The organism is Larsenimonas rhizosphaerae (assembly GCF_026240105.1).
Lineage (GTDB): Bacteria > Pseudomonadota > Gammaproteobacteria > Pseudomonadales > Halomonadaceae > Larsenimonas > Larsenimonas rhizosphaerae.
Genome location: NZ_JAPIVE010000001.1, coordinates 402,378 through 426,556, shown reverse-complemented (window position 1 = coordinate 426,556; position 24,179 = coordinate 402,378). Strand labels below are relative to the sequence as shown.

The 24,179-nt window shown below is 57.5% G+C and carries 24 protein-coding genes; 8 read left to right on the top strand and 16 right to left on the bottom strand.

What is annotated here, in order from left to right; translation table 11 throughout:
• Window positions 1-20: 20 nt before the first annotated feature.
• The 5 genes from OQ287_RS01955 to OQ287_RS01935 all read right to left on the bottom strand — a co-directional run bounded on the left by OQ287_RS01955 (window position 21) and on the right by OQ287_RS01935 (window position 4,680).
• Entirely contained in the window at window positions 21-578 is a 558-nt protein-coding gene (locus tag OQ287_RS01955) for a hypothetical protein (RefSeq protein ID WP_250936340.1), read from the bottom strand.
• Window positions 575-1,012, bottom strand: a complete 438-nt coding sequence (locus tag OQ287_RS01950; protein ID WP_250936339.1) for a PaaI family thioesterase — start codon at window positions 1,010-1,012, stop codon at window positions 575-577. The genes OQ287_RS01955 and OQ287_RS01950 overlap by 4 nt, the downstream gene beginning before the upstream one ends.
• Complete coding sequence (locus tag OQ287_RS01945; RefSeq protein WP_265895403.1) at window positions 1,009-2,073, bottom strand: lactonase family protein; 1,065 nt, start codon at window positions 2,071-2,073, stop codon at window positions 1,009-1,011. The genes OQ287_RS01950 and OQ287_RS01945 overlap by 4 nt, the downstream gene beginning before the upstream one ends.
• Before the next feature lie 25 nt (window positions 2,074-2,098).
• Window positions 2,099-2,779, bottom strand: coding sequence for a deoxyribonuclease V (gene nfi / locus OQ287_RS01940; RefSeq protein ID WP_250936337.1), 681 nt, complete (start codon window positions 2,777-2,779; stop codon window positions 2,099-2,101).
• Window positions 2,780-2,955: 176 nt separating this feature from the next.
• Entirely contained in the window at window positions 2,956-4,680 is a 1,725-nt protein-coding gene (locus tag OQ287_RS01935; RefSeq protein ID WP_265895402.1) for a DEAD/DEAH box helicase, read from the bottom strand.
• Window positions 4,681-5,082: 402 nt separating this feature from the next.
• Between OQ287_RS01935 and OQ287_RS01930 the strand changes: the two genes are divergently transcribed.
• Window positions 5,083-5,532 carry a YaiI/YqxD family protein gene (locus OQ287_RS01930; RefSeq protein ID WP_250936335.1) on the top strand — a complete coding sequence of 150 codons (450 nt, stop codon included), beginning with the start codon at window positions 5,083-5,085 and terminating at the stop codon, window positions 5,530-5,532.
• Here OQ287_RS01930 and OQ287_RS01925 read toward each other — a convergent pair.
• Window positions 5,529-6,521: a glutathione S-transferase family protein gene (locus OQ287_RS01925; RefSeq protein ID WP_265895401.1), complete on the bottom strand. Its 993-nt coding sequence runs from the start codon at window positions 6,519-6,521 to the stop codon at window positions 5,529-5,531. The genes OQ287_RS01930 and OQ287_RS01925 overlap by 4 nt on opposite strands.
• A gap of 17 nt (window positions 6,522-6,538) precedes the next feature.
• Window positions 6,539-7,456 carry a LysR family transcriptional regulator gene (locus tag OQ287_RS01920; protein WP_250936333.1) on the bottom strand — a complete coding sequence of 306 codons (918 nt, stop codon included), beginning with the start codon at window positions 7,454-7,456 and terminating at the stop codon, window positions 6,539-6,541.
• A 402-nt stretch (window positions 7,457-7,858) separates the two neighbouring features.
• Here OQ287_RS01920 and OQ287_RS01915 point away from each other — a divergent pair, with 402 nt between their 5' ends.
• On the top strand, window positions 7,859-9,397 hold the full coding sequence (locus OQ287_RS01915; RefSeq protein ID WP_265895400.1) for a peptidoglycan DD-metalloendopeptidase family protein: 1,539 nt from the start codon (window positions 7,859-7,861) through the stop codon (window positions 9,395-9,397).
• Between the two features lie 74 nt (window positions 9,398-9,471).
• On the opposite strand, the gene OQ287_RS01910 is transcribed toward OQ287_RS01915, so the two are convergent.
• From OQ287_RS01910 to OQ287_RS01900, 3 genes are all read right to left on the bottom strand, one after another.
• Window positions 9,472-11,061, bottom strand: coding sequence for an efflux transporter outer membrane subunit (locus OQ287_RS01910; protein ID WP_250936331.1), 1,590 nt, complete (start codon window positions 11,059-11,061; stop codon window positions 9,472-9,474).
• Between the two features lie 190 nt (window positions 11,062-11,251).
• Window positions 11,252-11,473 carry a hypothetical protein gene (locus tag OQ287_RS01905; protein ID WP_250936330.1) on the bottom strand — a complete coding sequence of 74 codons (222 nt, stop codon included), beginning with the start codon at window positions 11,471-11,473 and terminating at the stop codon, window positions 11,252-11,254.
• Between the two features lie 113 nt (window positions 11,474-11,586).
• Complete coding sequence (locus OQ287_RS01900) at window positions 11,587-12,036, bottom strand: copper resistance protein NlpE N-terminal domain-containing protein (RefSeq protein WP_250936329.1); 450 nt, start codon at window positions 12,034-12,036, stop codon at window positions 11,587-11,589.
• Window positions 12,037-12,169: 133 nt separating this feature from the next.
• Here OQ287_RS01900 and OQ287_RS01895 point away from each other — a divergent pair, with 133 nt between their 5' ends.
• Complete coding sequence (locus OQ287_RS01895) at window positions 12,170-12,583, top strand: hypothetical protein (RefSeq protein WP_265895399.1); 414 nt, start codon at window positions 12,170-12,172, stop codon at window positions 12,581-12,583.
• A 190-nt stretch (window positions 12,584-12,773) separates the two neighbouring features.
• Here OQ287_RS01895 and OQ287_RS01890 read toward each other — a convergent pair whose 3' ends face one another.
• The gene (locus OQ287_RS01890) at window positions 12,774-13,343 is read right to left on the bottom strand and encodes a TetR/AcrR family transcriptional regulator (RefSeq protein WP_250936327.1); all 570 of its coding nucleotides are present in this window, start codon (window positions 13,341-13,343) and stop codon (window positions 12,774-12,776) included.
• Between the two features lie 378 nt (window positions 13,344-13,721).
• On the opposite strand from OQ287_RS01890, the gene OQ287_RS01885 reads away from it, so the two are divergent.
• Window positions 13,722-13,952, top strand: coding sequence for a hypothetical protein (locus OQ287_RS01885; RefSeq protein WP_250936326.1), 231 nt, complete (start codon window positions 13,722-13,724; stop codon window positions 13,950-13,952).
• A 48-nt stretch (window positions 13,953-14,000) separates the two neighbouring features.
• On the opposite strand, the gene OQ287_RS01880 is transcribed toward OQ287_RS01885, so the two are convergent.
• From OQ287_RS01880 to OQ287_RS01870, 3 genes are all read right to left on the bottom strand, one after another.
• Window positions 14,001-16,121 carry a DUF748 domain-containing protein gene (locus OQ287_RS01880; RefSeq protein WP_265895398.1) on the bottom strand — a complete coding sequence of 707 codons (2,121 nt, stop codon included), beginning with the start codon at window positions 16,119-16,121 and terminating at the stop codon, window positions 14,001-14,003.
• A gap of 71 nt (window positions 16,122-16,192) precedes the next feature.
• Window positions 16,193-16,816: a TetR/AcrR family transcriptional regulator gene (locus OQ287_RS01875; protein ID WP_250936322.1), complete on the bottom strand. Its 624-nt coding sequence runs from the start codon at window positions 16,814-16,816 to the stop codon at window positions 16,193-16,195.
• 52 nt (window positions 16,817-16,868) lie between these two features.
• Window positions 16,869-18,659, bottom strand: a complete 1,791-nt coding sequence (locus OQ287_RS01870; RefSeq protein WP_250936320.1) for a SulP family inorganic anion transporter — start codon at window positions 18,657-18,659, stop codon at window positions 16,869-16,871.
• A 192-nt stretch (window positions 18,660-18,851) separates the two neighbouring features.
• On the opposite strand from OQ287_RS01870, the gene OQ287_RS01865 reads away from it, so the two are divergent.
• Entirely contained in the window at window positions 18,852-19,283 is a 432-nt protein-coding gene (locus OQ287_RS01865) for a LexA family protein (RefSeq protein WP_265895397.1), read from the top strand.
• Between the two features lie 2 nt (window positions 19,284-19,285).
• Window positions 19,286-20,569 (top strand): Y-family DNA polymerase, encoded by a 1,284-nt coding sequence (locus OQ287_RS01860; protein WP_265895396.1) that lies wholly within the window; start codon window positions 19,286-19,288, stop codon window positions 20,567-20,569.
• 16 nt (window positions 20,570-20,585) lie between these two features.
• On the opposite strand, the gene OQ287_RS01855 is transcribed toward OQ287_RS01860, so the two are convergent.
• Both OQ287_RS01855 and OQ287_RS01850 read right to left on the bottom strand, forming a co-directional pair.
• Window positions 20,586-20,753, bottom strand: coding sequence for a hypothetical protein (locus OQ287_RS01855; RefSeq protein WP_250936313.1), 168 nt, complete (start codon window positions 20,751-20,753; stop codon window positions 20,586-20,588).
• A 97-nt stretch (window positions 20,754-20,850) separates the two neighbouring features.
• Entirely contained in the window at window positions 20,851-21,540 is a 690-nt protein-coding gene (locus OQ287_RS01850; RefSeq protein ID WP_265895395.1) for a hypothetical protein, read from the bottom strand.
• Window positions 21,541-21,693: 153 nt separating this feature from the next.
• Here OQ287_RS01850 and OQ287_RS01845 point away from each other — a divergent pair, with 153 nt between their 5' ends.
• Window positions 21,694-22,950 (top strand): DUF445 domain-containing protein, encoded by a 1,257-nt coding sequence (locus OQ287_RS01845; RefSeq protein ID WP_265895394.1) that lies wholly within the window; start codon window positions 21,694-21,696, stop codon window positions 22,948-22,950.
• An 86-nt stretch (window positions 22,951-23,036) separates the two neighbouring features.
• Window positions 23,037-24,167: an ABC transporter substrate-binding protein gene (locus OQ287_RS01840; RefSeq protein WP_265895393.1), complete on the top strand. Its 1,131-nt coding sequence runs from the start codon at window positions 23,037-23,039 to the stop codon at window positions 24,165-24,167.
• Window positions 24,168-24,179: the final 12 nt, after the last annotated feature.

Here is a 24,179-nt window from a genome sequence, read left to right as displayed (position 1 = left end):
GCATCAAAACAGGGTCGCGCCTACAGGCTCCACCAGGCTGTCAGCCCCAACAGTACCAGCAGCAGCACATAGAGGCCCACCCGCGGCAGAGGCTTGAATTCCAGTGGCGAAATATTCACCAGAGCCAGACGCGTGTGCTTGATCAGAAACCAGATCACGCCCAGTACAACCAGCATGACAATGAACAGGCTGAAATTGACGCCGATGAAAACCGACTGCCAGGCAGGCATACCCGCAGCAGCATGCGGACCGTAACTGGCAAACAGGGCCCCACCCAGAGAGAACAGTCCGACGTCAAAGGTTGTACCCAATAGACGGGAAGCAATGACGCGGAGGGATTTGGTCAGCGGATTATCCTTCATGAAATCCCGCGCCCAGAAGGCCAGAATACCGAAGAACAAGGCCACCAGCCCCATGGCATTCCAGTAGGTCGCCAGCGGTGGTTGCGCTCCATCGGCATGCCCGGACGGGTCCGGCAACGGTAGATGCGACTGCATCAGCCACTGAACCAGTGCACCGATCACGATCCACAGAAATACTGTAAAGATTACTTCACCCAAACTGCGTTTTGTCATCATGGTCTGCCCTTGTCGTGATCACCCGCACCAGCGGATGAGGGACGGCGAAATACGCCGCTGGCGACAGCGATGGTGTCGCCCTGTGAATCGATAATATCGGCCTGAGTGAAAAAGACACGCTGACCGCCTCCACTGACCCGGCCCCGGGCGAGCAGCGTTTCCCCCTGCTGCGCCGGAGCATGGTACTGGATGTTCAGTGACAGTGTCACCGATGCCGGCCGGATTCCCCCGGAACCGAACAACCCGGCATAGCCACTGACGGCATCCAGCAAAGATGCAAGCATGCCACCATGGCCAAAACCCTGCAGGTTGCAATGATGCGCGGCCACCTTCAGACGTATCTCACACCCTGTTTCATCAAAGCGAACAACCGTCGCCCCCAGATGACTCAGATAAGGGGTTTGAAGCTGTGCGGGGATGCCTGACGTACTCATGAAGTGCTACCTGCCGCCACCAGATGAAGAAAGGCCACGTCATCAAGGTTCAACAGGGTCTCAACCTCTCCGAACCCGCCATCGGGCAGTAGCGCCATGCGGGTCACATCCCCACTTTGCTGATTGCCGATCAGAACATGCCCCCCATCGGGAGTAACGGTAAAGTGACGCGGAAGCTGGCCGCCGGTGGACGTGGAGCCACGCCAGGTCAGAATCCCCTCCTGATCGATATCCAGTGACACCAGCTCATCAAACTGACCGCGATTGGTCACATAAAGGCTTCGACCATCATGGCCAAACTGCAGCTCCCCTGCTCCATGTTCTCGATCATCATTGGTCGAGGTCAGCGACGCCACCTGATACTGCACCAGCGTTGTTCCGTCATGACGATAGCCCACGATGCTGCCATCCAGCTCTCCGACCAGATAGGCCCAGTGGCCCTCGGGATGAAACTTCAAATGACGTGGGCCGCTTCCGGGAGGCGCGATAATGTCCTGACGCTCTCCCAGCGGCTCATTGTCGTCACCTGTCAACGCAAATTGATAAATGCGGTCATTGCCCAGATCACAGGCAAACACAAACTGGCCGTCCGGGCTGCACGTGCAGGAGTGAAGATGAGCCTTTTCCTGGCGCGTAGCGTGAACACGTGACCCGCCATCAAAGGCTATCTGCTGCACGGCCTCACCCAGAGACCCGTCGTCAAGCCGTGGAAACACGGCCAGAGACCCACTGCTGTAGCAGGACACCAGCACAAAGCGCTCATCGGGTGTCAGGGTGATATGACAGGGGTCTTCACCGCCAGCACTGACCCTGGACAACAGGGTGGCCTCACGGGAGGCCGGTGAAAACGAGAACGCAGATACCTGACCGATTCGGCCAGGGGTTTCATTCACGCAGTAAAGAAAGCGGGCCGCGTGATCCAGCACCATGAAGGATGGGTCATCAGCCTCGATCACGACCGGCTCAGCCGGCTGTCCGGCATCGGCCAGAGCGGTATAACAGTAGATGCCGCGGCTTCCTCGGCTGGTATAGGTACCTGCCAGCAATACATGTGTAGACATATGATCTTCCCGAATTGTCATTCCATCAGCGCCGTGATGCCAGCTTGTCGGCCTGACGTGTGGGTTCCGGCAGTTTATAGCGAGTCAGACACTTCATGACCCATTCCACGGCACTCTCAAGGCAAATGCGGTGGCCAGGTGAGATATAAAGTGGTTTGACGTTTTCCCGTGTTCTAAGCACGGCACCGATCGTTTCCTGATGATGCGTGAGCGGTACCCACTCACCTCTGGCAGACGGCACCTCATCATGAACGCCGCACAGCCGGGATTTACCAACTCCGATGGTCGGCCAGTCAAGCCATACCCCCAGATGTGTCGCGATACCCAGCCGTCTGGGATGCGCAATACCCATGCCATCCACCATGATCAAATCCGGGCGACCGGACAGGCAGTCAAGGGCTTCCAGCATGGCCGGCAGTTCCCGAAACGACAGCAACCCCGGAATATAGGGCATACGTGTCGGACAGCGCACAACATGATGTTCAAGAATACGCAGCGACGGGTACTCCATCAGCACGACAGCTGCTCGGGTTATTTCACCCTGCTGCTCAAAGCCGGCATCAATGCCGGCAATGGTCTGGATGGAGGTGAACTCGTCCTTGAGGCAAACGCTGTCTGCCAGCCGGCGCTGACAGGCTACGGCTTCCGAGGGGGCAAGATCCCAGCCGTGAAGCGGCTGGTCGCGGGTAGCAAATGCGTGTGGCATGGCCTTGGTCCAGAACCATTGAAATGTGAATCATGAACGGCGCAGGCTACCGTTTCGAGGGACAATATCCCTAGAGCATAACGTAAATGCCTGCCCCTGCAAGGGAACCTGCCGCGCATAAAAAAGGCCCCACCCGAAGGTGGAGCCTTGATACATCGATCACGCCGGACGCTGGATCAGGAAGCGGCCTGACGGTCGTTGTCACGAGGACGACGACGCTCGGCGCGATCACCGCCGCCGCCATTGTCTTCGCTGATTTCCAGAGGACGGCCGCCAACCCGCGCGCGGGCCATCTTGGTCAGGATGGATGCCGGCAAGCCCTGAGGCAGCTCGACAACACTGTGAGACTGGCGAATATCGATACGGCCGATACGGGCACCTTCAATACCACCTTCATTGGCCAGTGCACCAACCAGCTGACCTGGCTTGATACCGTCCTTGTGACCGACCGATACGCGATAACGCGTCATGCCTTCACTGGAGCGCTGTGCACCGCCACCGTCACGACGACGTGCGGGCTTGCCATCACGGCCGGAATCGCGGCTGTTGCGCTCGGAGCGCGCCGGACGTGCGGACGGTTTTGGCAGAGACTGAATGCGCGGCTCATCGGCACGGGCCAGTGATGCCATGGCACATGCCAGTTCGACCGGATCATATCCCTGCTCGACCAGCGCTTCGATCAAAGCACGCTGGTGATCGGCGCCCTTGTCGAGAATGGCTTCGGCACGCAGCTTGAACCGCTCATCGCGATGGGCACGGATCGTGGACTCATTCGGCAGCTCCATGATCGCGATGCTTTGACCGGTAGCACGCTCGAGCACCTGGACCTTGCGTGCTTCACGGTTACCGGCAAAGCTGATGGCTGTACCTGTACGCCCTGCACGGCCGGTGCGGCCGATCCGGTGGATGTAGGATTCGGTGTCATGGGGCAGATCGTAGTTGAAGACGTGCGTAATACGCGGCACGTCGAGACCACGAGCGGCTACATCGGTTGCTACCAGAACGTCTACCTTGCCACGCTTCAGGCGCAGTACGGTACGCTCACGCAGGCTCTGATCCAGATCACCGGACAGGGCAGCAGCAGACACGCCGCGAGCCAGCAGCTGCTCTACCAGTGTGGTACAGGCCGCACGAGTACGAACAAACACGATGGCGGCATCCACCGGCTCGACTTCAAGAATGCGCGACAGCGCTTCAAGCTTGGCCGGACCATCGATGCGGCAAAGACGCTGCTCGATCGTGGTTGTCGCCGCCTTGGCTTCAATCTGTACCTTGACCGGGTCAACCAGATATCGGTTGACGATCTTTTCGATTTCGTACGGAAGCGTGGCGGAGAAGAACACGCGCTGAGCTTCCTTCGGTGTATCACGCACAACGCGCTCTACGTCGTCGATAAAGCCCATGCGCAGCATTTCGTCGGCTTCATCAAGTACCAGCGCAGACAGGCCGGTCAGGCTCAGGGAGCCACGATCAAGGTGATCGATGACACGGCCCGGCGTGCCCACGATGACCTGGGCGCCATTACGCAGACCGCGCAACTGATCACGATAATCCTGACCACCACACAGTGCCTGTACATTAAGGCCGTCGATGCTCTGACCATACAGGGTAAAATTGGCCGCTACCTGCTGAGCAAGTTCACGGGTAGGTGCCAGTACCAGCACCTGCGGCTCACGCCGATTGATATCCAGTCGAGTCAACAGCGGCAGCGCGAATGCTGCCGTTTTGCCAGTACCGGTCTGTGCCTGGCCCAGTACGTCACGACCTTCAAGTACGGAAGGAATCGTCTGTGACTGAATGGGAGAAGGCTGCTCGTAACCAAGTTTTTCGAGCGATTCAAGAACGGCAGGCAATAACGCCATGTCGCTGAAAGTCAGCGAGGCATTGGAAGTCGAGGTCATTTCACACCTTTTGAGCCGACGCGGCAGTCGGCAAGAATTTTATAGTGGCTCAGCCGGGCAGATTATGCCCAGAAGAACCCGGGTCGCACGAATGCAGCAAGGGGGTACCTTGCGTTACACGCAACGTGTCGCGACCAACAGCGCTGGCAACCTGCCGAACGCATTTCCATCTATGCGGGATAGCGCAAGAGCGCATTTGCCGTCGGAGAAACGTCCCCGAGCGCAAACAGTATCGGATGGGGGCGAATCAACAATGATGGTAGGGTCTTACTACACATGCGAGGAGGGCGTACCTTACCACAGGAGCTGTTAGTTGACTACCTTTTGTTCATTGACAAGTCTGGCCAGGTGCGTTGCAGGCAGCACTGGGGCATTATGCCCGCTTTCACCATGGAGAAACTCATGAGCGTCATTTGGGTCGATGCCGACGCCTGCCCGCGGGCCATGCGGGATATCATCATTCGCGGCGCAGAGCGCAGCGGCATTACTGCCACCTTTGTGGCCAACCATGCCCTTCCCCTGCCGCGTCTGGCACTGATCAGGATGATTACCGTGCCTGGCGGTGCCGATGCGGCCGATCAGCTGATCATCGAGCGCGCCGAGGCAGGCGATCTGGCCATTACATCCGATCTTCCGATGGCGCTTGAACTGATCGAAAAGGACGTTGAAGTATTGACTGCCCGGGGGGAATCCCTCACCAGCGACAATATTCGTGCTCGCCTCAATATTCGTGACTTCATGGAGACCATGCGAGGCAGTGGCGAAATGACCGGCGGCCCGTCCCGGCAAAATGCCCAGGACGTGCGTGAATTTGCCAACGCCTTTGATCGCGCGCTGACTCGGCGACGCTAGCGTGCTTTCGACATGATGCCTCGACCGGTCAGGTGCTCACGGCCATGAGGACGGTCCAGTGCCAGATCAGGCCCTCTGGGGACGATGCGATTGGGATTGATGGTCGGGTGGCTCATGTAATAGTGGCGCTGAATATGATCCATGCAGACGGTTTCCCTGATGCCTGGCCACTGGTAAAGCTCACGCAAATAACCGGACAGGTGCGGGTAGTCCTCGATACGCCGAATGTTGCACTTGAAGTGGCCGTGATACACCGCGTCAAAGCGAATCAGCGTGGTAAACAGGCGGATGTCGGCTTCGGTCAGGTATTCGCCTGTCAGGTAACGCTGCTGACCAAGACGGTCGTTCATCTCGTCGAGTGCTTCAAACAGGGTCGTCACGTGCTCTTCATACACTGACTGTTCAGTCGCAAAGCCCGCCTTGTAAACGCCGTTATTGATCGCGTGATACACACGTTCGTTGACGGCATCGATCTCGGCGCGGAGCACCTCGGGATAAAAGTCCAGCGTATTGCCGGTCAGCTCATCAAAGGCGCTGTTGAGCATGCGCAGGAGCTCGGCGGACTCATTGTTGACGATGTCGTGCGCCTGACTGTCCCATAGCACCGGCACTGTCACCCGGCCGGTATAGCGTGGGTCCGTCAGGGTATAGAGCTGGTGATGAAATGTGACGCCGTTGAGTGCATCACCGCTGCTGCCCTCCTCCTGATGGTAGGTCCAGCCATTACTCCCCATGATCGGACTGGTTACCGACACGCCTATCAGAGCCTCCAGCCCCTTCAGCGCGCGCAGTATCAACACGCGATGTGCCCACGGACAGGCCAGTGATACATACAGGTGATAGCGTTCGGCTTCAGCCAGCCTGTCTGCATCGCTACCCTGTGCGCCCACCCACTGTCGCAGCCGGGCCTGTTCCCGAATGAACTCACCCTTGTTGCCATCGGTGTCGTACCACTGGTCCTTCCACTGCCCTTCTACAAGTAATCCCATCGTGTGCCTCCCTGGCATCATGACTCGTTTTCATTGCTGTCCTGGCAATCGTTGCAGCCGGCCAGAGCCTTTTGCAACTCTTCAGCCAGAGCTCGGGTGGCTGGCCCGGCACTGTCCATATCCAGATAATAAAGTCGTACGGGCACCTCACGGATACCACCTGCCTTCAGCGGTAATGGCAGGATATCCGCAGGAGAGCGATCGTCATTCAGCCGCGTCTCGGATACCCAGCAGAATCCCAGCCCCCGAGACAACATATCCAGCGCCGTACTGACATGACTGACCGTCCAGCGCTGCTCCGCTTTCAACCATCCGGAATCCATCGCATTCTGACGAGCAGAATCACGCACCACGATCTGGCGGTGCTGGTGGAGGTCTCGCAGATCAAGCGCTCGATCAAGCTGATGGAGCGCATGCGCTGAGTGTGCAACCGCAATAAATCGGACAGTCACCAGCAACTCGCCCAGAAAGCCCGAGGGTTCCACGCCGCTGATCAACAGATCCACCTCACCGGCCTGCAGCATTTCGACACCACCTTTCAGGACGGTTTCGTGCAACTGGATGCGCGTATGGGGATACCGTACTGAAAAGCCGTCCAGAGCCTTTGACAGCGCATCCGTTGGAAAGATCTGGTCTACCGCGATGGATATCTCGGGCTCAAGCCCCTCGGCCAGGCTGCCGGCCACGTTCTCAAGGGCTTCAGCGCCTTCCAGCAATTGACGCGCACGCCTTAAAAGCAGCCCCCCGGCCTCACTCAGGCGTACCTGCCGTCCATCGACCACCAGCAGCTTTACGCCCAGCTGATCTTCAAGCTTGTGAACGGCATGATTGATCGTGGAAGGGCTCTTGTGAATTACATCAGCAGCCCGAGCGAACCCGCCATGGTCGGCAACGGCTGCCAGCATCTGCCACTGTGACAAGGTGATTTTTGACATCGAATTTCGGCCTGCTTCTGCACGGTTCCAGAAGTGATGGTAAGCGAACGAGAAGAAATACCATGACACAATTAAAACGAAACAACAAAGCAACAACAATTAACAATTAAAAACAAAATATATTTATCGTGATGTTTTACTCCAACATCATTTTATGTGCACTTATAACCCCGATTAAATTACGCAACAGTGCTGCATCACACCGTTATTAAACCAAATATATACAACATCTTTACCATAATGTTACAAACCCCGGATTACAGGTGTTTATTCCCTTTGGTAGCCCTTCAAGGCTGCAATCCCGCCTTCTAATCCGGCTTTTCACCCGCTGGCTGCTGGGATAAAGTAGCCCTGCCTTTTTATTTATATCTTCGTTCACCTTATATACAGGCCCTTGTTTCCATGCTGCGAATCATTAATTCGCTGCCCCGCACACACAAACTATTACTTTTACCGGCGATTACCGTGGTAACAGTGCTGGGCGCACATACAGTATTAAGTAATCCCGATTCACCGAACAAAACAATTATTTCAGATGTTCAGCCAATCACACTGGTTGAAGCCGATACCGGACGGCCGTTTAACGCTGTTAATGCCACCCCCCAGGTTCGTGCTGAACTGGCCCTTTCGATTCCGGCCACGCCGCCGACCGAACCGGCAATTGATACTAACGCTCTGGAACTGGCACGACTTCTGTCACAGCCTCTGGCTCAGGACAGCCCACAGATCGCAGAAAGCAGCTATTCAGAGCCCGTGGATCTGGCAGATGACGGTAATGACAGCACGCTTCTGGACAGCGAACTGGTCGCAAACGAGCAGTATGTTCCCGAGTGGCAAAGCTATACCATTCAGCCCGGTGACAGTTTTGCCGTCATGGCCGAGCGCAGTCTGGGCCTTGGGTACAGCGACGTACTCAAACTGCTCAGCGTATTGCCGGACAAGAAGGTACTGACACGCCTTCAGGTGGGCCACGATCTCTACTACAAGCTGGACCAGGAGGGTGACCTGATTGCCCTCAAGGTCATGACGGACGCACGGAAAGGTTACCTGCTGGAGCGTCACGATGCCGATCAGTCGTTTGAAATCTCGAATATCAAGCAGGCCACGCAATCCACACAGCGCCTGTTTGCCGGCACCGTGGAAGGCAGCTTCGGTGCTTCGGCCCTTTCTACAGGCCTGAGCAGCGGTGAAGTCGCGGAGCTGTCTCAGGCACTGGGCAAGAAGGTTGATTTTCGTCGTGATACCCGCCAGGGAGATCGCTTTCAGGTACTGGTCGAGTCAGACATGATCGATGGGCGGCCGCTGGCATCTCGCATTCTGGCAGCCCACTACGAGGGCAAGAAGACGGATCTATCGATTGTCCGCCATGATGAAGCCTTCTATACGCCGGACGGCAAAAGCCTTGATCCCTCGTTTGAACGCTATCCATTCAGCGGTCATCAGCGCATGAGTTCGCCCTTCAATCTGCGCCGTCACCATCCGGTCACCGGACGCATCAGCCCGCATTACGGTACCGATTTCGCCATGAAGGTTGGCACGCCGGTACGTTCTACCGGGGCGGGCCGTGTCACTCGCGTTGTACGGCACCCGCTGGCCGGGTTGTACGTCGTGATTACTCATGACAATGGCTACAAGACCCGGTACCTCCACTTGTCCCGCACGCTGGTCAAGGTCGGCCAACGGGTGAAGCTGGACCAGAAAATAGCCCTGTCCGGTAACAGCGGTCGCACAACGGGCCCCCACCTTCACTATGAAGTCATCGTCAATAATCATCGTGTGAACCCGATGCGCTTCAAGCTGCCGGGGGGAGTCAATCTGAAGGGGCAGGAACTGGCAGCGTTCAAGAAACGTACCAACTCACTGCTGGCCAAGCTGGATAATGCAGATAACTCTCGCGCCGTTGCCAGAACGCGGTCAGGCTCGGATGACAGCGAAAGCTGATCTTCTGAAATGCAAAAAGCCCTCCAGCATGGAGGGCTTTTTTTTGCATGGCCGTTCGCTTGCAGCACTCCCGATTACGGTGACGTACTACCAGCACCAACAGCAGGAGTCAGAACATCAGGCACGGCAGGCCCTGAAATCAAACCCTCTTCATGATCCAGGTGCATGCTGTCTCCCTTGAACCCACCTCCCAGCGCCTGAATCAGCTTCACGGCCGTCTGTTGCTGCTGTGCACGAATATCGGCCAGCGTCTGCTCGGCATTCAACAGCTGCTGCTGAGTGCTCAGCACCTGCAGATAGCTGGTAAGCCCGGCATGGTATCGCTCGGAAGCCAGGTGATAGCCCTGCCGCGCCGAGGATTCAGCGTCACGGGCTGCCTTGACCTGAATGGCATACCCCGAGAGGGCATTGAGGGTATCTGCCACCTGATTGAGTGCCGCCAACAGGGTCTGATTATACTTGCCGACCGCCATGTCATAGTCGGCTTCGGTACTTTCCAGATTGGCGCGCAACTTGCCGCCCTCGAACACCGGCAGGGAAATGGCCGGGCTGACACTCCCGGCCTCCGCACCCTCACTGAACATGTAATTACCCAGATAGGACTTGAAGCCAATCATCGCAGACAGGTTGATATTGGGATAAAAACGCGTCTTGGTCGCCTTGACGTTTTTGGAGGCCGCTTCAACACGCCAGCGGGCCGCCACGATATCCGGACGGCGCCCGAGAAGTTCAGCCGGCAGTGAGGAAGGCAGTGCTACCGGCAACTCGATCAGTGGTGAGGGTTTTGGCAAATCCATTGCAGCATCAGGCCCCTTGCCAATCAACTCGGCCAGCGACAGTCTGGCGCTTTGCAGCTGCTGTTCCGCTCCTGCCAGTGATTGCTCGGCACTTGAAACGCTGGAACTGGCCTGCAGGCGTGGGGCCTCGTTCTGTAATCCACCCTGGGAAAGCTCCTGATTGATTCGCGCAATTCGACGTGTTCGCTCCAGATTTCGACGGGCAAGATCCTGGCGCGTATAGGCATCATTGAGCTTGATATAAGCCTGCGCCACGCTGGTGGATAACGACAGTAATCGGGCACGGTAATCGATGTTCTCGGCACGAGCCTGCCCCAGTGCTGCCTCCCAGGCTGCTCGATTGCCTCCCCAGAGGTCCACGTCATAACTGAAGTTCAGCATCACGCTGCGGTTTGTGCTGTAAAATCCGCCCTGCCCCATCGGGTCATCCACCTCGGAAACACGGCTTCGTGACATGCTGGCCGAGGCATCAAGTGTAGGATAACGTGCTGCTTCGGCAATTCCTGCCTGAGCATTGGCCTTGCGCAGACGAGCACGCGCCACCTCAAGGTCGGGGCTGTTATCCAGCGCCTGCTTGATCAGGGCATCCAGCGTCGGGTCGTCAAAGCGTTTCCACCACTGCCTGTCCGGCCAGGCCGCTGGCGACAAGGGTACGCTGGAAAAGGTTTTTTCAGCCTTGACCGTGTCGGGAGAGGTGATACTGCCCTGGGGCTCTATTCCGGCATATCCGGCACAACCGGAAAGTAATGCCATGGACAGAGCCATGATCGCCCAGGGGCCTGCGCAGGCAGAACCCTGCTTGTGGTAAAACGCATTGATCACCTTGTTCTCTCTCCAGATCACGGCTTGTTCGTAGGGAGCCATCATAGCGGATTCCCTGCATCACACGCCAATACAAAGCATGCTAGGTATTCACATGAAAGGCTTGAGCCATGTGTGGCTCTCGCTCTACATGGTGCCGTACCCTGGTGCAGGTGTTGTCAGAAAAACGAGCCAGGACACAAAAAAGCCCACCGACAGGTGGGCTTTCAGCAATACCGGCGCATATGCACCGCCATCACGGTTTTCGATTGGCAACTTCCTCGATCAATGCTTCCTTCTGGCTTTTGGGCTCTTCGATCAACTCTTTCTTGAGGTCACTGTACGTGCCTCTCAGGCTGTTGCAGGAAGAACAGAACACCTTGTCTTCAGGATTATGTATCTGTGACAGACGTACGCGATGGCTGCCACAGTCCGGACAGGGTGTTGGCATCCGCATTTCTTCTGAAAGATCGCTCATGGTGACCTCCTGGATCAGTGTATCGTATCTGCAATTATACGCAGTCTAACGCAAAACCGTGGCGGTCGACGACCGCCACGGTTTGCAGACATGCGCCATACAGGTTGAAACGATTATTTGAGGCGCTTGAGGGTCAGATCAGTATTGGAAGGAATCTTGGTGTAATCACGGCTCAGAATCTGCAGGTTGCCATTGCTCAGCGGCAACAGGTTATATACCGCAGTGCCGTCGCCACCGGTAAGCTGATACACGATCGGATACTGATTAGGGCCTACATCCTTCATGACCATGACCTGACCTTCGGTAACCATCGGGTCATTTTTCTTGGCATCGCCCTTGCCAAGATACTTGCTCTTCATGGTGAAGGTACCAGATACATCATTCTGGTTTTCAATCATCAGCCTGGTATCGATCCCTGAGCAGTCAGCACAAGGCAGTACGCCAGCGTAGTTCCCCTGAACCTGATCGTAGGGTGAATTCTCTTCCAGACCGCCACTTGCACAGCCTGCGAGCAGTGCAATACCCATTGCACCCGTAATACCTGCCAATTGCTTGCGTAACATACCCGAATCTCCTTTTCGTGGACTTGCACTATTACCATAGACCCCAATTGCCAAAGCCACAAAGCGGTATCGTACAAGACAGCCGGCAAGCGTCGTGTCAGGATGGCATTTTCCATTTCCCAGAGATGATGTGATGCGTTATCTGATGCTGGCAGCCGCCATGCTGATACCAGCCACGGTGCAGGCTGCCCCTCTTCTATCCCCCCAGGCCGCAGATCAGCGTCTGAGCCGTTTCGTGGACAGCAACGATCCGGCAATGCGTTACCGGCTGGACACCCTGACCGAAACACAGCTTGCGGTTACCGTCTGGTATGACGGCCACTACCGCTACTCCAATGAAGAAATTGCAGGCTACACGGATGGCCTTTGCTACTCATTACTGAGCCAGACCATCAAGTCCGGGCAGGTGCAGCCGAACAGCACACGGGAACTGACCTGTTCAGCACGCGCCACCGATACGCAACGCGAAAGTGCCGAAGGCCATTTTCTGGGACGCAGCACCAATGATCCCGAGACGGATCTGTTCCATTTCACCGCTGTGCCGTGAGCAGGTCACTGCTGCCGAACATACAGCTTCTCCGCGCAACATCTCCAGCATGGGTCACCAGTTCCGGAAAATGGCCATGCCCCGGGCTATGCACCGGGGCAGTCCTTCATGACGAAGAGCCAACAGCTCGATGCGCCTGCTGGCACAGAAGCTGCGGTAATAAAGAGGCAGCGCGACCGGCCGCCCCGACCTAACGCATCAATTCAGCCACGATTCGGCGCGCCGTCTCCGGCGCCTGGTTGTCCTGCTCAACGTGCATGTTCGACATGACACCTTCCTTCAGCAAACACAGTGTATCGCACCAGGTACTGCGCTGGGCCTCGGCAATGCCCATGTCAGACAGGTAATAATCAAGCAAGGCCCGAACCCGCCGCTTGTGCTGCGCGCAGCGTTGATGCACCTGATGCGCTGGATTGCTGAACTCACCAGCCGTATTCACGAAAAAACAGCCTCGGTATACCGGCAATTGCTGTTCATTGCCCTGCTGCCAGTCCTCAAGCGCATCGAACAGGCCATTGGCCAGCGCCAGCGGCGTATCAGCCACTGCCAGCCGGGTAGCCAACCACTCGACAAACCGGTTATCCCAGTAGTCGACCACATCCACGATCAACTGCTCCTTGCTCTGAAAGTGGGTATACAGGGTTTTCTTGGCAATACCGGAGGCACTGAGAATCTGATTGATTCCGACAGCATGTATTCCGTAGGGATAAAACTGGTCAAAGGCGGTTTCTATCAACTGTTCTCGTTTACTGCGTGTCATGAACATCCCTCGCTTGGTGGCCAACGCGGGCAGCAGAAGAGAGAGAATGACGTGAAAGTCACGTCATTCCGGGTTGCCTATCAGCATAGTGCGTTTTAACCATTGCGTGACCTGTCACGGCTTCCCTCAACGGGCCAGTAAGCTGATATACCCCATTTCCTGATGGCTTCATTTTGCTTTGGCTTTCGCTACCTGAATTACAATTCCCATGCCTTTCAAACATTTAAAATACTAAAAAATGCTTAAAAGCTAAAAAATGATGCTTAAAGCGGCATGGATTCAATGCCCGCAAGGCGCACAGAAGACTATAATACTCATCCTTAAATTCAGAAATTATAATAAAAAAGTATTGAAAACTATGCTTAAAAGGATTCATACATGGTCAGGCCAGCCCTCTACTTCATGATTTCGGCAGGAATGCTGTTAATCCTTGCTCCCATCCTGCTGTACAGCATTCAACTCTGGAAGGAACGCCGTATCGAAAGGATCAAAGGCTACAGTGAAAGGTTCAATCACTCCGCCGCACTGCGGCTTGAAAGAAAGGCTCAGGAAGAGCACAAGGCCTATGCCGATCACGTCAGTGAATGGCGTAAAACCGGCACCTCCTGATTGGCAAGGGCCCAGGCGATGCGCCTCAATGGCCTGCTGCTTCAAGGGTCAGAGTGCTTCAAGGGTCAGAGTAGTAGTGGATGGCGGTGAGCCGGCTTTTCTTACCTGAATCTGCTCCGGCTTGACACCATGGCGCGTCAGAAGCGCTTCAAGCATCTCGGCACGCTGATCAAGCAAAGCCTCACCGCCAGACTCATTTCCGGCAAGCCCCGGCCTGATGACGACCGACAACCGTGATCGCCTCGACAGCCCCTCGGCCCATCCCGCCAGCCGCCTGGCCTTTGCATCATTCAATGTGGCCTCATCATGGCCAAACCGGATGGAAAGTTTGGTGCCATTACGGGATAACGACGCCTCCTGAGCATGCCCGATCGCTGCATAGATAGATGCCGGCCCCTCGCCTGTACGCGCTCTCCGAGAAGCGGTTGATGGTGAATCAGCCTGGTCACTGTCCCCTCCCAACGCGGCCAGCGCATCAAATGGAGACGTCAGTACCTGAGACAACCCTTTCCGGATGGCCTGCCAGATAACGGCACTCACATCCACGGCGGCCTTGTCGGGTGTCAGGGTAAAGGGCACATTCAGTGACACAACACCATCGTCACCTTCCAGCAGCGCGATTGCTGTCTTGATCGGGAACGAAGGAGGCTTGCCGACCGGCTCGCCCAGCTCGAGCTTCCGCAACAGAATCGTGTTGTCCGAACGAATGGTCTTGCCGTTCAACTGGTAGTGCATGTCGGCACTGACCTGCCCCCGCTTGACCGCGTAGCCCCCAAAGGCCTTGATATAGGGCGCGAAGATTGATATCGGCATTCTGGCAATGTGCAGGTTCATGTTGCCGGACATCGGAGTATCGAAAAGAGCTACCTGCCCATCCAGGCGCAAAGGCGCCCGGCTATTGACCTGCCCCGTCATGGAAAAGGTCAGCGGCGCCTCCTCCTGGCTATCAACATCCGTGATCTGCCCCTCAAGATTGACCAGGTCAGCACTGAAGGTTTCCTTGAGGTGGTGGTCCCGCAATGCCACGGTCCCCTGATTCCACCCTACCTTGCTGACGGTAATATGCATGCCGGATGAAGATTCACCGGTAGATGACGCTCCTGAGGCAGTAGAGGGCCCGGAGGCATCCTGCTCTTCTGGAGATGACGAAGAAGGTGTCAGCTCGCTCAGCGTCGTGGTGCCATCCTCGGCGATAGTCATCATCAACCAGGGGTCATCGACAACAATGCTGCCGATGGCGAGCTGCCCGGCCTTTTGCTGATAACGTAACCTGTCCATCTTCATGCTGCCGACGCGAATCAGTGGCGTCTCCCGTGACGGTGGTGTCAGTGCCAGATCACTCACATCAGCACGACCACTGAGCACGATGCCTCCTGCATTACTGTCGCCGGTCCGCGCCCCATCCTCGAAGTGCACGGTAGATGAAAAGACCCCTGACGAGGGAAGCACGCCCATGACCGCACTGGCCCATCCACGTAATACGGTGACGGGCACACTATCGGCTTCAAGCCACAGTGAGGTTTGCCAGGGCAAAAATCCCATTTTGCCGTGCCCCTTGAAGACGCCACTCTTCCAGTCAGCCTTCCCACGCAGGGAGAAGGGGTGACGCGTCGTGGTATCAAGTCCATGTGCATCAAGCTGCATATGGGTCAACGCGGTTCGGCTACTCCCTTTGGCGGTCGGCGTCGTCCAGCCCAGTGTGCCCTGCTCAACCCTGAAGTCCTGCACTTCCAGCCCCTTGCCTCCCCCGCTGGAGCTATCGGAGAACAGACGAGCCACATTGAGGCCATCGGAAGTACTGATCAGCTCAAGGCCAGGCGATATCAAGGTCACCTGCTGAAGGATCCAGCGATTTTTCCAAAGCGACGACCAGGCCCCATTGATGGTGATTCGCCTGGCAGCCATGACCGGCAAGGCATCAGCCGTAGCCCCGGCCATGGAAAATCCTTTCAGGGTCAGCGTGGCCGTCAACGGATTGATGTCCAGAGAGGCCAGACTGACCTTGCGACCGGTACGCTGCTCAAGCGTTTCCACCAGACGATCTGCTGCCAGCCTCGTCCCCCCGATATAGCCCAGAGTACCAAGGCCCACCACACCTGCCAGCACGAGCCCGCCAATCCACCAGCGGCGGGCAGATGAGTGATGGGGAGATTCAGACGCATCGTGCATGCAATAATCCTGCGGCAGTCAATAAGGGGAATGAGGCAATGGCTACATACAGTATAAACACCGAATCTGCCTCAGGTGCTTAACCCGACGCCGCGTAAAATAACCTGTGTGACCGTATGCACTGCCAGCTCGAACTGATGGTCCGACAAGGGCGTATCGTTATTAATCAGCTCGATCTGATAATCGAAGTCGGCATAATGCTGGGTGGCCGACCACACCATGAACAACAGATGCGCAGGCGCTACCGGACTGATGCGCCCCTCCGCTACCCAGCTGGCTATCCGGGCTTCCTTCATGCGGGCCCAGCCGACCAGATGCTCTTCGAGCGCGTCTCCGAGTACCGGCGCACGATGCATGATCTCGCTGGCCCACACGCGAGAGCCTGCCGGCCGGGTACGTGAGCGATTCATCTTGGCACGAATATAGGTCGTCAGCACGACTCGTGGATCATCGTACAACTCGAAACACAGGGCATCCTGCTTCCACAGTTCAAGAAGACCGAACAGTACCTCACGGTAAAGCTGCTGCTTGGTGGAAAAGTAATAGTGCACGTTGGACCTGGGCAACGCTGCCGCCTGAGCAATGTCGCTCATGCGGGCCCCGGCATAGCCACGGTCGGCAAATACCTGCTCTGCGGCCAGAAGTATCTGCTCTATATTGCGTTCACGAATACTGCTCTTTTTCTGCACTTGCACGCCGGCTCTCTCCACAGGTCATCATGGCCCCGGCACCTATCCTGCCATCAAGTTACCAGCCTGTCTGTGCATGCACCGACACCAGTGAGTCTCGCGGCTCACGGCCGGCACCATGCAACTCATCCCAGGCATGATAGACACTCAAGTGCACCTGCCCTCCAAGCGCACTCAAAAGCTGCGTATCACGTAGCCGGTCCATGACCGGGCCCTTTACCTCGGCCAGATGAAAGGCAATACCGGCGTCCTTGAGGCGTGCGTTGATTTCCTCCAGGCTGTCCAGCGCCGAGGCATCAATCAGATTGATGGCCTGACAGGCCAGTACCAGATGCCGAAGCCCCGGAAAACGAACACACAATGTATCGATCGTTTCTTCCAGAAACCGGGCATTGGCAAAATAGAGGCTTTCATCGATGCGCAGGATCAACACCTCCTGATCCGTTTCGACCTCATCAAAGCGGTCGATGTTTCGAAAGTGTTCCGTGCCAGGAACACGCCCCAGGATGGCGCAGTGCGGACGGCTGGTGCGATACAGATACAACATCAATGACAGGGCTGCACCGGTTATCAGACCTGTCTCTACCCCCTGCCACAGGGTCATGAAAAAGGTAGCCAGCATCGCTGCCGCATCCCCGCGGGAATATCGCCATGCCCGCACCAGGGTAGCCCAGTCCAGCAGTGACATGACCGAGACAATAATGACCGCCGCCAGTACGGTCGTCGGCAAATGTGCTATCACCGGTGTCAGTGTCACGGACGCCAGCGCCACGCCTCCGGCGGCAAACAAGCCGGCAGCCGGTGTCGCCGCCCCGGCATCATGATTGACGGCCGAGCGCGACAGACTGCCCGCCACCGGAAAGCTTCCGCACACCGCTGCCCCCATATTGGCCATACCCAGCCCGACCAGCTCCTGGTTTGGATCAAGCCGCTCACGTCGTCTGGTGGCCAGTGCCTGGGCCACTGACATCGATTCGACAAATCCCACCACACTGATCAGCAGGGCAGACACGCCCAACTGCTGCCAGCGCCCGGACGACATGTCCGGCCAGACCAGCGATGGCAGGCCGGATGTCACACTGCCCACGACCTGAACCCCATCAGACGCCAGCCCGCCTCCCCAGGTAATGGCGGTCACAACGGCAATCGTCATGATGGGCACCATCCGCACTACAAAACGGGCCAGCCCCGGTGAGCATCCAAGACGTGACAGGCCATGGGCCAGATAGTGCTTGCCCAGCCACATGACCAGTGCCGCACTGATACCCAGCACAAGCGTCGGCAGGTTGACCGTATCGGGATGACTGATCAGCGCCATGAGGCGCCGGGCAAGCGACCCGTCGGCGTCCGGCAATCCCAGCAGCGAAGGCAACTGGCTGGAAGCGATGATCAAGGCAGATGCGGAAATGAAGCCGGCAATGACCGGATGGCTCAAGAAGTTGGCCAGAAACCCAAGCCGGCACAGCCCCATGACCGTCAGGATAATACCGGACAGCGCCGCCAGGCTGATCACCACAGGCAGGTACGCATTACTGCCCGGCCCGGCTACCTGTGCGGCCGCCGTTGCCGTCATGAGAGATACCACCGCCATCGGGCCAACGGAAAGCGTTGTACTGGACCCGAACAGGGTATACACCACCAATGGCAGCAGCGAGGCATACAACCCGATGACGGCAGGCACGCCAGCCAGCAGTGCGTAGGCCAGCGCCTGAGGAATCAGCATCAGCGTCACGATCAACGCCGCCAGTGTATCGTGCCCCAGGGTATGGACACGGTAGCGAGGCAGCCAGCTGGCAATGGGAAACAGCTGGCGCCCCCATTGGCGGATCGCCTGTCCATCAATTCTCATTTCATGCTCCCACATCGCGCTTAAGCATCAAGGATATAAGAATAGCACTTAAAACCATATGCCTGAGCCCAGCGTGACGCCATTGGCGAGTATGGATGGCCTCGTACTATGGTCGACCCAGGTAGTCAGGATGCAAAAATAACTGTATAAAAAAACAGTATCCGTTTCGTTAACCCACCATGGTTTCCTGTCATGCAACGTTGCGCCGCCCTCACTCCTGTCCCGCCTTCCCTGACCTGTCCGAAAGTGACCTTTCACGTCCGTGCCGGTATCTCCGGCTTTCCCAGCCCCGCTCAGGATTACGTCACCGAACGGCTGGACCTGAACGACTATCTGGTGCAGCACCCCTCATCGACCTTTCTGGTCACGGTAGAAGGCGATTCCATGACCGATGCCCGGGTTCAACCAGGCGATCTGCTGATCATTGACCGCGCCCTGTCCCCTCGACACGGACAAATGGTCGTGGCCGTGGTGGATGGCGAAATGATGGTCAAGACCCTGAAGCATCAGGGGAAGCGCCCTGGGCTTTACAGCGCGAACCCGGCTTATGCCCCCATTCCACTGGCCGACCGTGATATCCAGATCTGGGGCGTGGTCACCTTTGTGATTCACCGGGCCGGCTGACCATGGCAGGCCCTTTCGCTTTAGTGGATTGCAACAATTTCTACGCCAGCTGCGAGCGCGTCTTTGATCCAGCCCTGTACGGCCGCCCCATCGGCGTATTGTCAAACAACGATGGCTGCATCATTGCTCGCTCCGAAGAGCTCAAGCAGCTGGGGGTGCCGATGGGCATGCCTGCCCACCTGATAGACCCGGCCCTCGCACGACGAGTAGTGCTGCGGTCATCCAACTATGAGCTTTATGGTGACATGAGCGCACGGGTCATGGACGTGCTGTATCAGAGCCGGGCACGGGTCATCCCCTACTCGATTGATGAGGCATGGCTTGACTTGAGTGGTCTGCCGGCCGACGACCTGATACCGGATGCTCACCGCCTTCGCCACCGGATTCACCGTTATACCGGCATTCCGGTGTCCATCGGTGTCGCACCCACGTTTACGCTCGCCAAACTGGCCAGTCGGCTGGCCAAGCACCGGGGTGATCACGTGCATCAACTGGGAGACATGACGGACCCCAGCACTCGTCAGGTCCTGGCCACGACCCCCATCGAGAACATCTGGGGCATTGGTGCCCGCCTGGCGGCCAGGCTAACGCTGATGGGTATTCACAGTGCGCTGGATCTGGCCTGCAGCCCGCCTCAGCACATTCGCCGACATTTCAGCGTAGTGCTTGAGCGCACCGCCAGAGAACTGGGTGGACGTGCCTGCCTCGACACCACCACCGGACCCGAAGGGGAAAAACACCACTTGATGACGTCCCGCAGCCTGGGGCAGGCAACCGGGCATTACCCTTCGCTGGAACAGGCCCTGCGCCAGCACACCAACAGGGGTGCCGAAAAACTGCGAGAGCAGAAAAGCCTGGCACGTGCCGTCATGGTAACGCTATCGACCGCGCGTCATGCGCGGCAGACGGCCCCCACTCATCAGGGCCGACTGATCATGGAACTCGGCTACCCCACCGACAGTACGCGACTACTGGTAAAGGCAGCCCTTGACGGGCTGGCGCGACTGTATCGCCGTGGGCACCGATATCAGAAATGCGGTGTCATGCTGATGGATCTGCAGCCATGTCAGAACAGGCAGCTGCACTTTCCGGATGACACTACCCGGGAGGCAGAGCGGGATGAGGCATTGATGACCACACTGGACGAGGCCAATCAACGCTTCGGACAACACACCATCACCGTTGGCTACGTGCGCCAGAACGATGCCTGGCAGCTACGATGCCGGTATCGCTCGAAGCGCTGCACGACACGCTGGGAAGAGCTGGCGACCGTCCGTCTGGTCTGAGCGGCAAGAGAAAGGCTTAACGCGACGACTCATCCTTGTCGTCGTCGCCACGCTGACGCCACACATCCCAGCCGATACCCACGGCAATCCCCACGCCGACACCTATCAGCATGTTATTGGTTGCAAGCCAGGCAATGCCACCAACAGGAATGCCCAGCAGGGCCCCGGGGAAGTTCTTGATCATCTCGAATATCCGTTTACAAGGAAAAGGTCGACCGACAGGCCAGCGACATGATGGCCTGTCACACGTACCGGGTCAAAGCAGGTCAGCACGGCGGGCATCACTCGATTTCGTTGACCCAGCGGCGCAGCATTCGACGATGCCGGCGCTTGCTGGACTGCGGTGTATAGTTGGTCGCCGGGATCAGGCGTATCAACCCGCTGTCATCATCCACCGAAATGTTGAAACGCCGCGAGGCCCCGATGGGCTTTGGATCCGGGCCAAAAAAACCGATAACGCGAATTTCGATGGCTTCCAGCGTTTCCTCCTCGAGAGAAGGCAGCCCGTTATCGTTGGTCGCCAGGTCATGTTGCAGGCAAATGCACTCGATAAAGGAGCGAAAGCTGCCCCCCTCCATGTATTCGGCAGTATCGAGCGGCCCCTGACGCGTCCACCGCCCGGACTGCCGCTCGGCCTGGGACAGTTCACGAAGGCGCTCGTCCTCGTTTCCGGCCTCATTGACCTCATCGGTAATATCCCGGCAATAGCTGTTTTTATTGGTGATCAGACAGGCTATCACCGTCTCCACAAAGACCGAGGACTGGCTCATGTTGCTGACCAGACAGCGCGAATCAAGATCTCGACCATGGCCGCGGTTGATGATGATCTGAGGCCGTCGCTGCATCCGGAAGTTATGCAATAAAAGCTGCAGGTACACCCCCCAGATAATCAGCATTCCCACGCTGGTGAGCGCGCTGAACACCGTTGCATTGGCCTGAATCCAGTCCCACAGGGAATACCAGAGATACATTGCATACTTCCTTTCATGCGTTAAAGCCTCGCGTCCTGCGAGGCCCAAACACGCAAGTCTAACAAAGGATGATCTGTTTCACCCTCTCTACGGCGCCCGCAGGATGACGTATCCTGACGCCACGAATCACCTTGCCACGACAGCGCGAACCCTATGAAAAATCGTAAACGTCTGGCCGGCGCCTGCCTGGTTATTGCCGCCTGCCTGTATATTGTGAGCATTAAATGGGCCGGCCTCTCTCCGGCCATGGCGTACCTGAATGCCTTCGCCGAAGCCGCCATGATCGGTGGTATTGCCGACTGGTTTGCCGTGACAGCCCTCTTCCGCCACCCGTTGGGCATTCCCATTCCTCACACGTCGATCATTGCCCGCAACAAGAGTCGCATTGGGCACAGCCTGTCGCGTTTCATCCGCAACAACTTTCTTTCCGGCGCCTATGTACATGCCAGCGTCGAGCGCGCGGACCTGGCCGGCAAATGGCTGCAATGGCTGCAGGCGCCGGCACATCGGGAGAAACTGGCTGATGGCCTGTGCCGCGCCATACGCTATGCCCTGCGCGCCGGACAGGATGACAGCGCTCGGCGCTTCATCGAGGCCACCCTGCTGCGCTACGCATCCCGGCTGGCCCCGGCCACGCTGATCGGCCGCGTGCTCGCAGCCCTCAAGGAGGATGGACAACACCAGGCCCTGCTCGATGACACCCTGACACGGCTGGCGCACTGGCTTGAAAGCCCCGTCCATCAACGCTGGCTCAAGCGCCAGCTGACTCAGGTCATCTTCCGCCTGATCAACCCCCGGTTTTTCGGCCGCGAGATCAGCCTCAACCGATTTGCCGGGTGGATTGCCAACGAACGGCTGATCGAACGTTTTTCACGCCTGCTTACCGAGGTAAGCCAGGACCCGGACCACCCGGTACGCCGACAACTCGATCAGACGCTGGACCACTTCATCGAGCGCACCCGCAACGACCCGGTCATGATCGCAAGGCTCGACCGCATTCGTGATGAACTCTTGAGCAATGCCCCCATGCAGCGTTATATCCAGCGCCTGTGGGGCAATGTACTGCTGCGCTGGGAAGCCGACCTTGACTCCTCCACATCACACACCAAAGCCAGCCTGCTTGATTTCATCGATCACTACGTCCAGGTGCTTGACCAGAACCCGGCAGCACGAGACTGGATCAATACCCAGGCCATTACCCTCATACCGCCTCTGGTGGCCAGCAATTCAGCACGCATCGATGCCTATATTCGCCACTACATCGATCAATTGAGCGCCAGGGATGTGGTAGAACAGATCGAGCACAACGTGGGCAATGACCTGCAGTACATTCGCATCAATGGCACACTGGTCGGCGGGCTGGTCGGGGTAGCCATTCATGCCCTGACCCAGTTGGCATTGCTTTTTTAGACATGACGCACATTAATGAAATATTTTTACAAACAATAATAAATGATGAACAATAGTAATTATCATCAACATCATGTGTAAGCCTCATGCACCGTGCTCGGTACTGTCTTCTGATGGCCTGTCTTCTGACAGGCCTTTTATTGTCATCGCTGGCCGCTCAGGCGGCGTCAGGGTATCCCCGCCATCTGACCGATCTGGCCGGCCGGCACGTCACGATTGATGCAAGGCCCCAACGCATCTTCCTGCTTCAACCCCGCCAGTTCTACGCACTGATGCTTGTCTCCGACCAGCCGACTCGGCATCTCGCAGGGTTTGGCGCGCCCCTGGCCCATTACGACCCAGGCATGGCCCGATGGCTGACCGCGACCTGGCCGATGCTTGATCACATACCCCATCTTGCCCGCAGCTCCTCGGCCCCGCTGAATGTCGAGCGCCTGCTGGCACTGCGCCCGGATCTGGTCATTCTCCCCTTGTCGCAGCAGGCCGATCTGGCTACTACCCAGGCCCTGAGCACCCTCAAACGACTTGGGATATCGGTGCTGTACCTTGATTTTCACACCCATCCGCTGAAGAACACCCCACGCTCGCTGAAGCTGCTCGGCCAGGCACTGAACCGTACCGAGGCGGCCTCGCGGGCCGTGGCCCTGATTGATCAGCACCAGAAACGCCTTGATGAAGCGCTCGCGACTGCGCGCACCCGGCCTTCCGTACTGCTGGCGATTGCGCCCGGACTCAAGGTGGCCTGCTGCCGAACCAATATCGGCACCGGGCTGGATCTTCTTCTGACCCGGGCAGGAGGACACAATGCCGTGTCCATGGCGCGTGAGGGCAGCCCGGTCATCAACAATGAATGGGTACTGTCCCATCCGCCAGATCACATTGTCGCCACTGCCGGACAATGGCCGGACGGCAGCACGGTACGTGCCGGCATCGGCGTCGACAGGGCCACCCTGCTCAAGGGACTCGGCCAGCTGGAAGAGTTGCCCGGCTGGAAAACGCTGAGCGCCGTCCACCGGGGCCACCTTCACGCCCTGTGGCACGGCTTCCACCAGGGTCCATTTGCCATGGTGGCCCTTGAGCAACTGGCTGTCTGGCTGCACCCGGAGGTCACCCGCGGTATTGATCCACGGGATACCTTCAGGCAATTGCTGGCCCTGGCAGGGCTTGACCTGCCCGAGCCTGCCACGTTTCAGGGTACGTCTGTGCCCACTCCCTGAACGCGCGTTTAT

Excerpts from the sequence above, each read along its gene's own strand:
- OQ287_RS01955 (WP_250936340.1), bottom strand. The coding sequence starts at position 578 with ATGATGACAAAACGCAGTTTGGGTGAAGTAATCTTTACAGTATTTCTG.
- OQ287_RS01950 (WP_250936339.1), bottom strand. The coding sequence starts at position 1,012 with ATGAGTACGTCAGGCATCCCCGCACAGCTTCAAACCCCTTATCTGAGT.
- OQ287_RS01945 (WP_265895403.1), bottom strand. The coding sequence starts at position 2,073 with ATGTCTACACATGTATTGCTGGCAGGTACCTATACCAGCCGAGGAAGC.
- nfi (WP_250936337.1), bottom strand. The coding sequence starts at position 2,779 with ATGCCACACGCATTTGCTACCCGCGACCAGCCGCTTCACGGCTGGGAT.
- OQ287_RS01935 (WP_265895402.1), bottom strand. The coding sequence starts at position 4,680 with ATGACCTCGACTTCCAATGCCTCGCTGACTTTCAGCGACATGGCGTTA.
- OQ287_RS01930 (WP_250936335.1), top strand. The coding sequence starts at position 5,083 with ATGAGCGTCATTTGGGTCGATGCCGACGCCTGCCCGCGGGCCATGCGG.
- OQ287_RS01925 (WP_265895401.1), bottom strand. The coding sequence starts at position 6,521 with ATGGGATTACTTGTAGAAGGGCAGTGGAAGGACCAGTGGTACGACACC.
- OQ287_RS01920 (WP_250936333.1), bottom strand. The coding sequence starts at position 7,456 with ATGTCAAAAATCACCTTGTCACAGTGGCAGATGCTGGCAGCCGTTGCC.
- OQ287_RS01915 (WP_265895400.1), top strand. The coding sequence starts at position 7,859 with ATGCTGCGAATCATTAATTCGCTGCCCCGCACACACAAACTATTACTT.
- OQ287_RS01910 (WP_250936331.1), bottom strand. The coding sequence starts at position 11,061 with ATGATGGCTCCCTACGAACAAGCCGTGATCTGGAGAGAGAACAAGGTG.
- OQ287_RS01905 (WP_250936330.1), bottom strand. The coding sequence starts at position 11,473 with ATGAGCGATCTTTCAGAAGAAATGCGGATGCCAACACCCTGTCCGGAC.
- OQ287_RS01900 (WP_250936329.1), bottom strand. The coding sequence starts at position 12,036 with ATGTTACGCAAGCAATTGGCAGGTATTACGGGTGCAATGGGTATTGCA.
- OQ287_RS01895 (WP_265895399.1), top strand. The coding sequence starts at position 12,170 with ATGCGTTATCTGATGCTGGCAGCCGCCATGCTGATACCAGCCACGGTG.
- OQ287_RS01890 (WP_250936327.1), bottom strand. The coding sequence starts at position 13,343 with ATGACACGCAGTAAACGAGAACAGTTGATAGAAACCGCCTTTGACCAG.
- OQ287_RS01885 (WP_250936326.1), top strand. The coding sequence starts at position 13,722 with ATGGTCAGGCCAGCCCTCTACTTCATGATTTCGGCAGGAATGCTGTTA.
- OQ287_RS01880 (WP_265895398.1), bottom strand. The coding sequence starts at position 16,121 with ATGCACGATGCGTCTGAATCTCCCCATCACTCATCTGCCCGCCGCTGG.
- OQ287_RS01870 (WP_250936320.1), bottom strand. The coding sequence starts at position 18,659 with ATGAGAATTGATGGACAGGCGATCCGCCAATGGGGGCGCCAGCTGTTT.
- OQ287_RS01865 (WP_265895397.1), top strand. The coding sequence starts at position 18,852 with ATGCAACGTTGCGCCGCCCTCACTCCTGTCCCGCCTTCCCTGACCTGT.
- OQ287_RS01860 (WP_265895396.1), top strand. The coding sequence starts at position 19,286 with ATGGCAGGCCCTTTCGCTTTAGTGGATTGCAACAATTTCTACGCCAGC.
- OQ287_RS01855 (WP_250936313.1), bottom strand. The coding sequence starts at position 20,753 with ATGATCAAGAACTTCCCCGGGGCCCTGCTGGGCATTCCTGTTGGTGGC.
- OQ287_RS01850 (WP_265895395.1), bottom strand. The coding sequence starts at position 21,540 with ATGTATCTCTGGTATTCCCTGTGGGACTGGATTCAGGCCAATGCAACG.
- OQ287_RS01845 (WP_265895394.1), top strand. The coding sequence starts at position 21,694 with ATGAAAAATCGTAAACGTCTGGCCGGCGCCTGCCTGGTTATTGCCGCC.
- OQ287_RS01840 (WP_265895393.1), top strand. The coding sequence starts at position 23,037 with ATGCACCGTGCTCGGTACTGTCTTCTGATGGCCTGTCTTCTGACAGGC.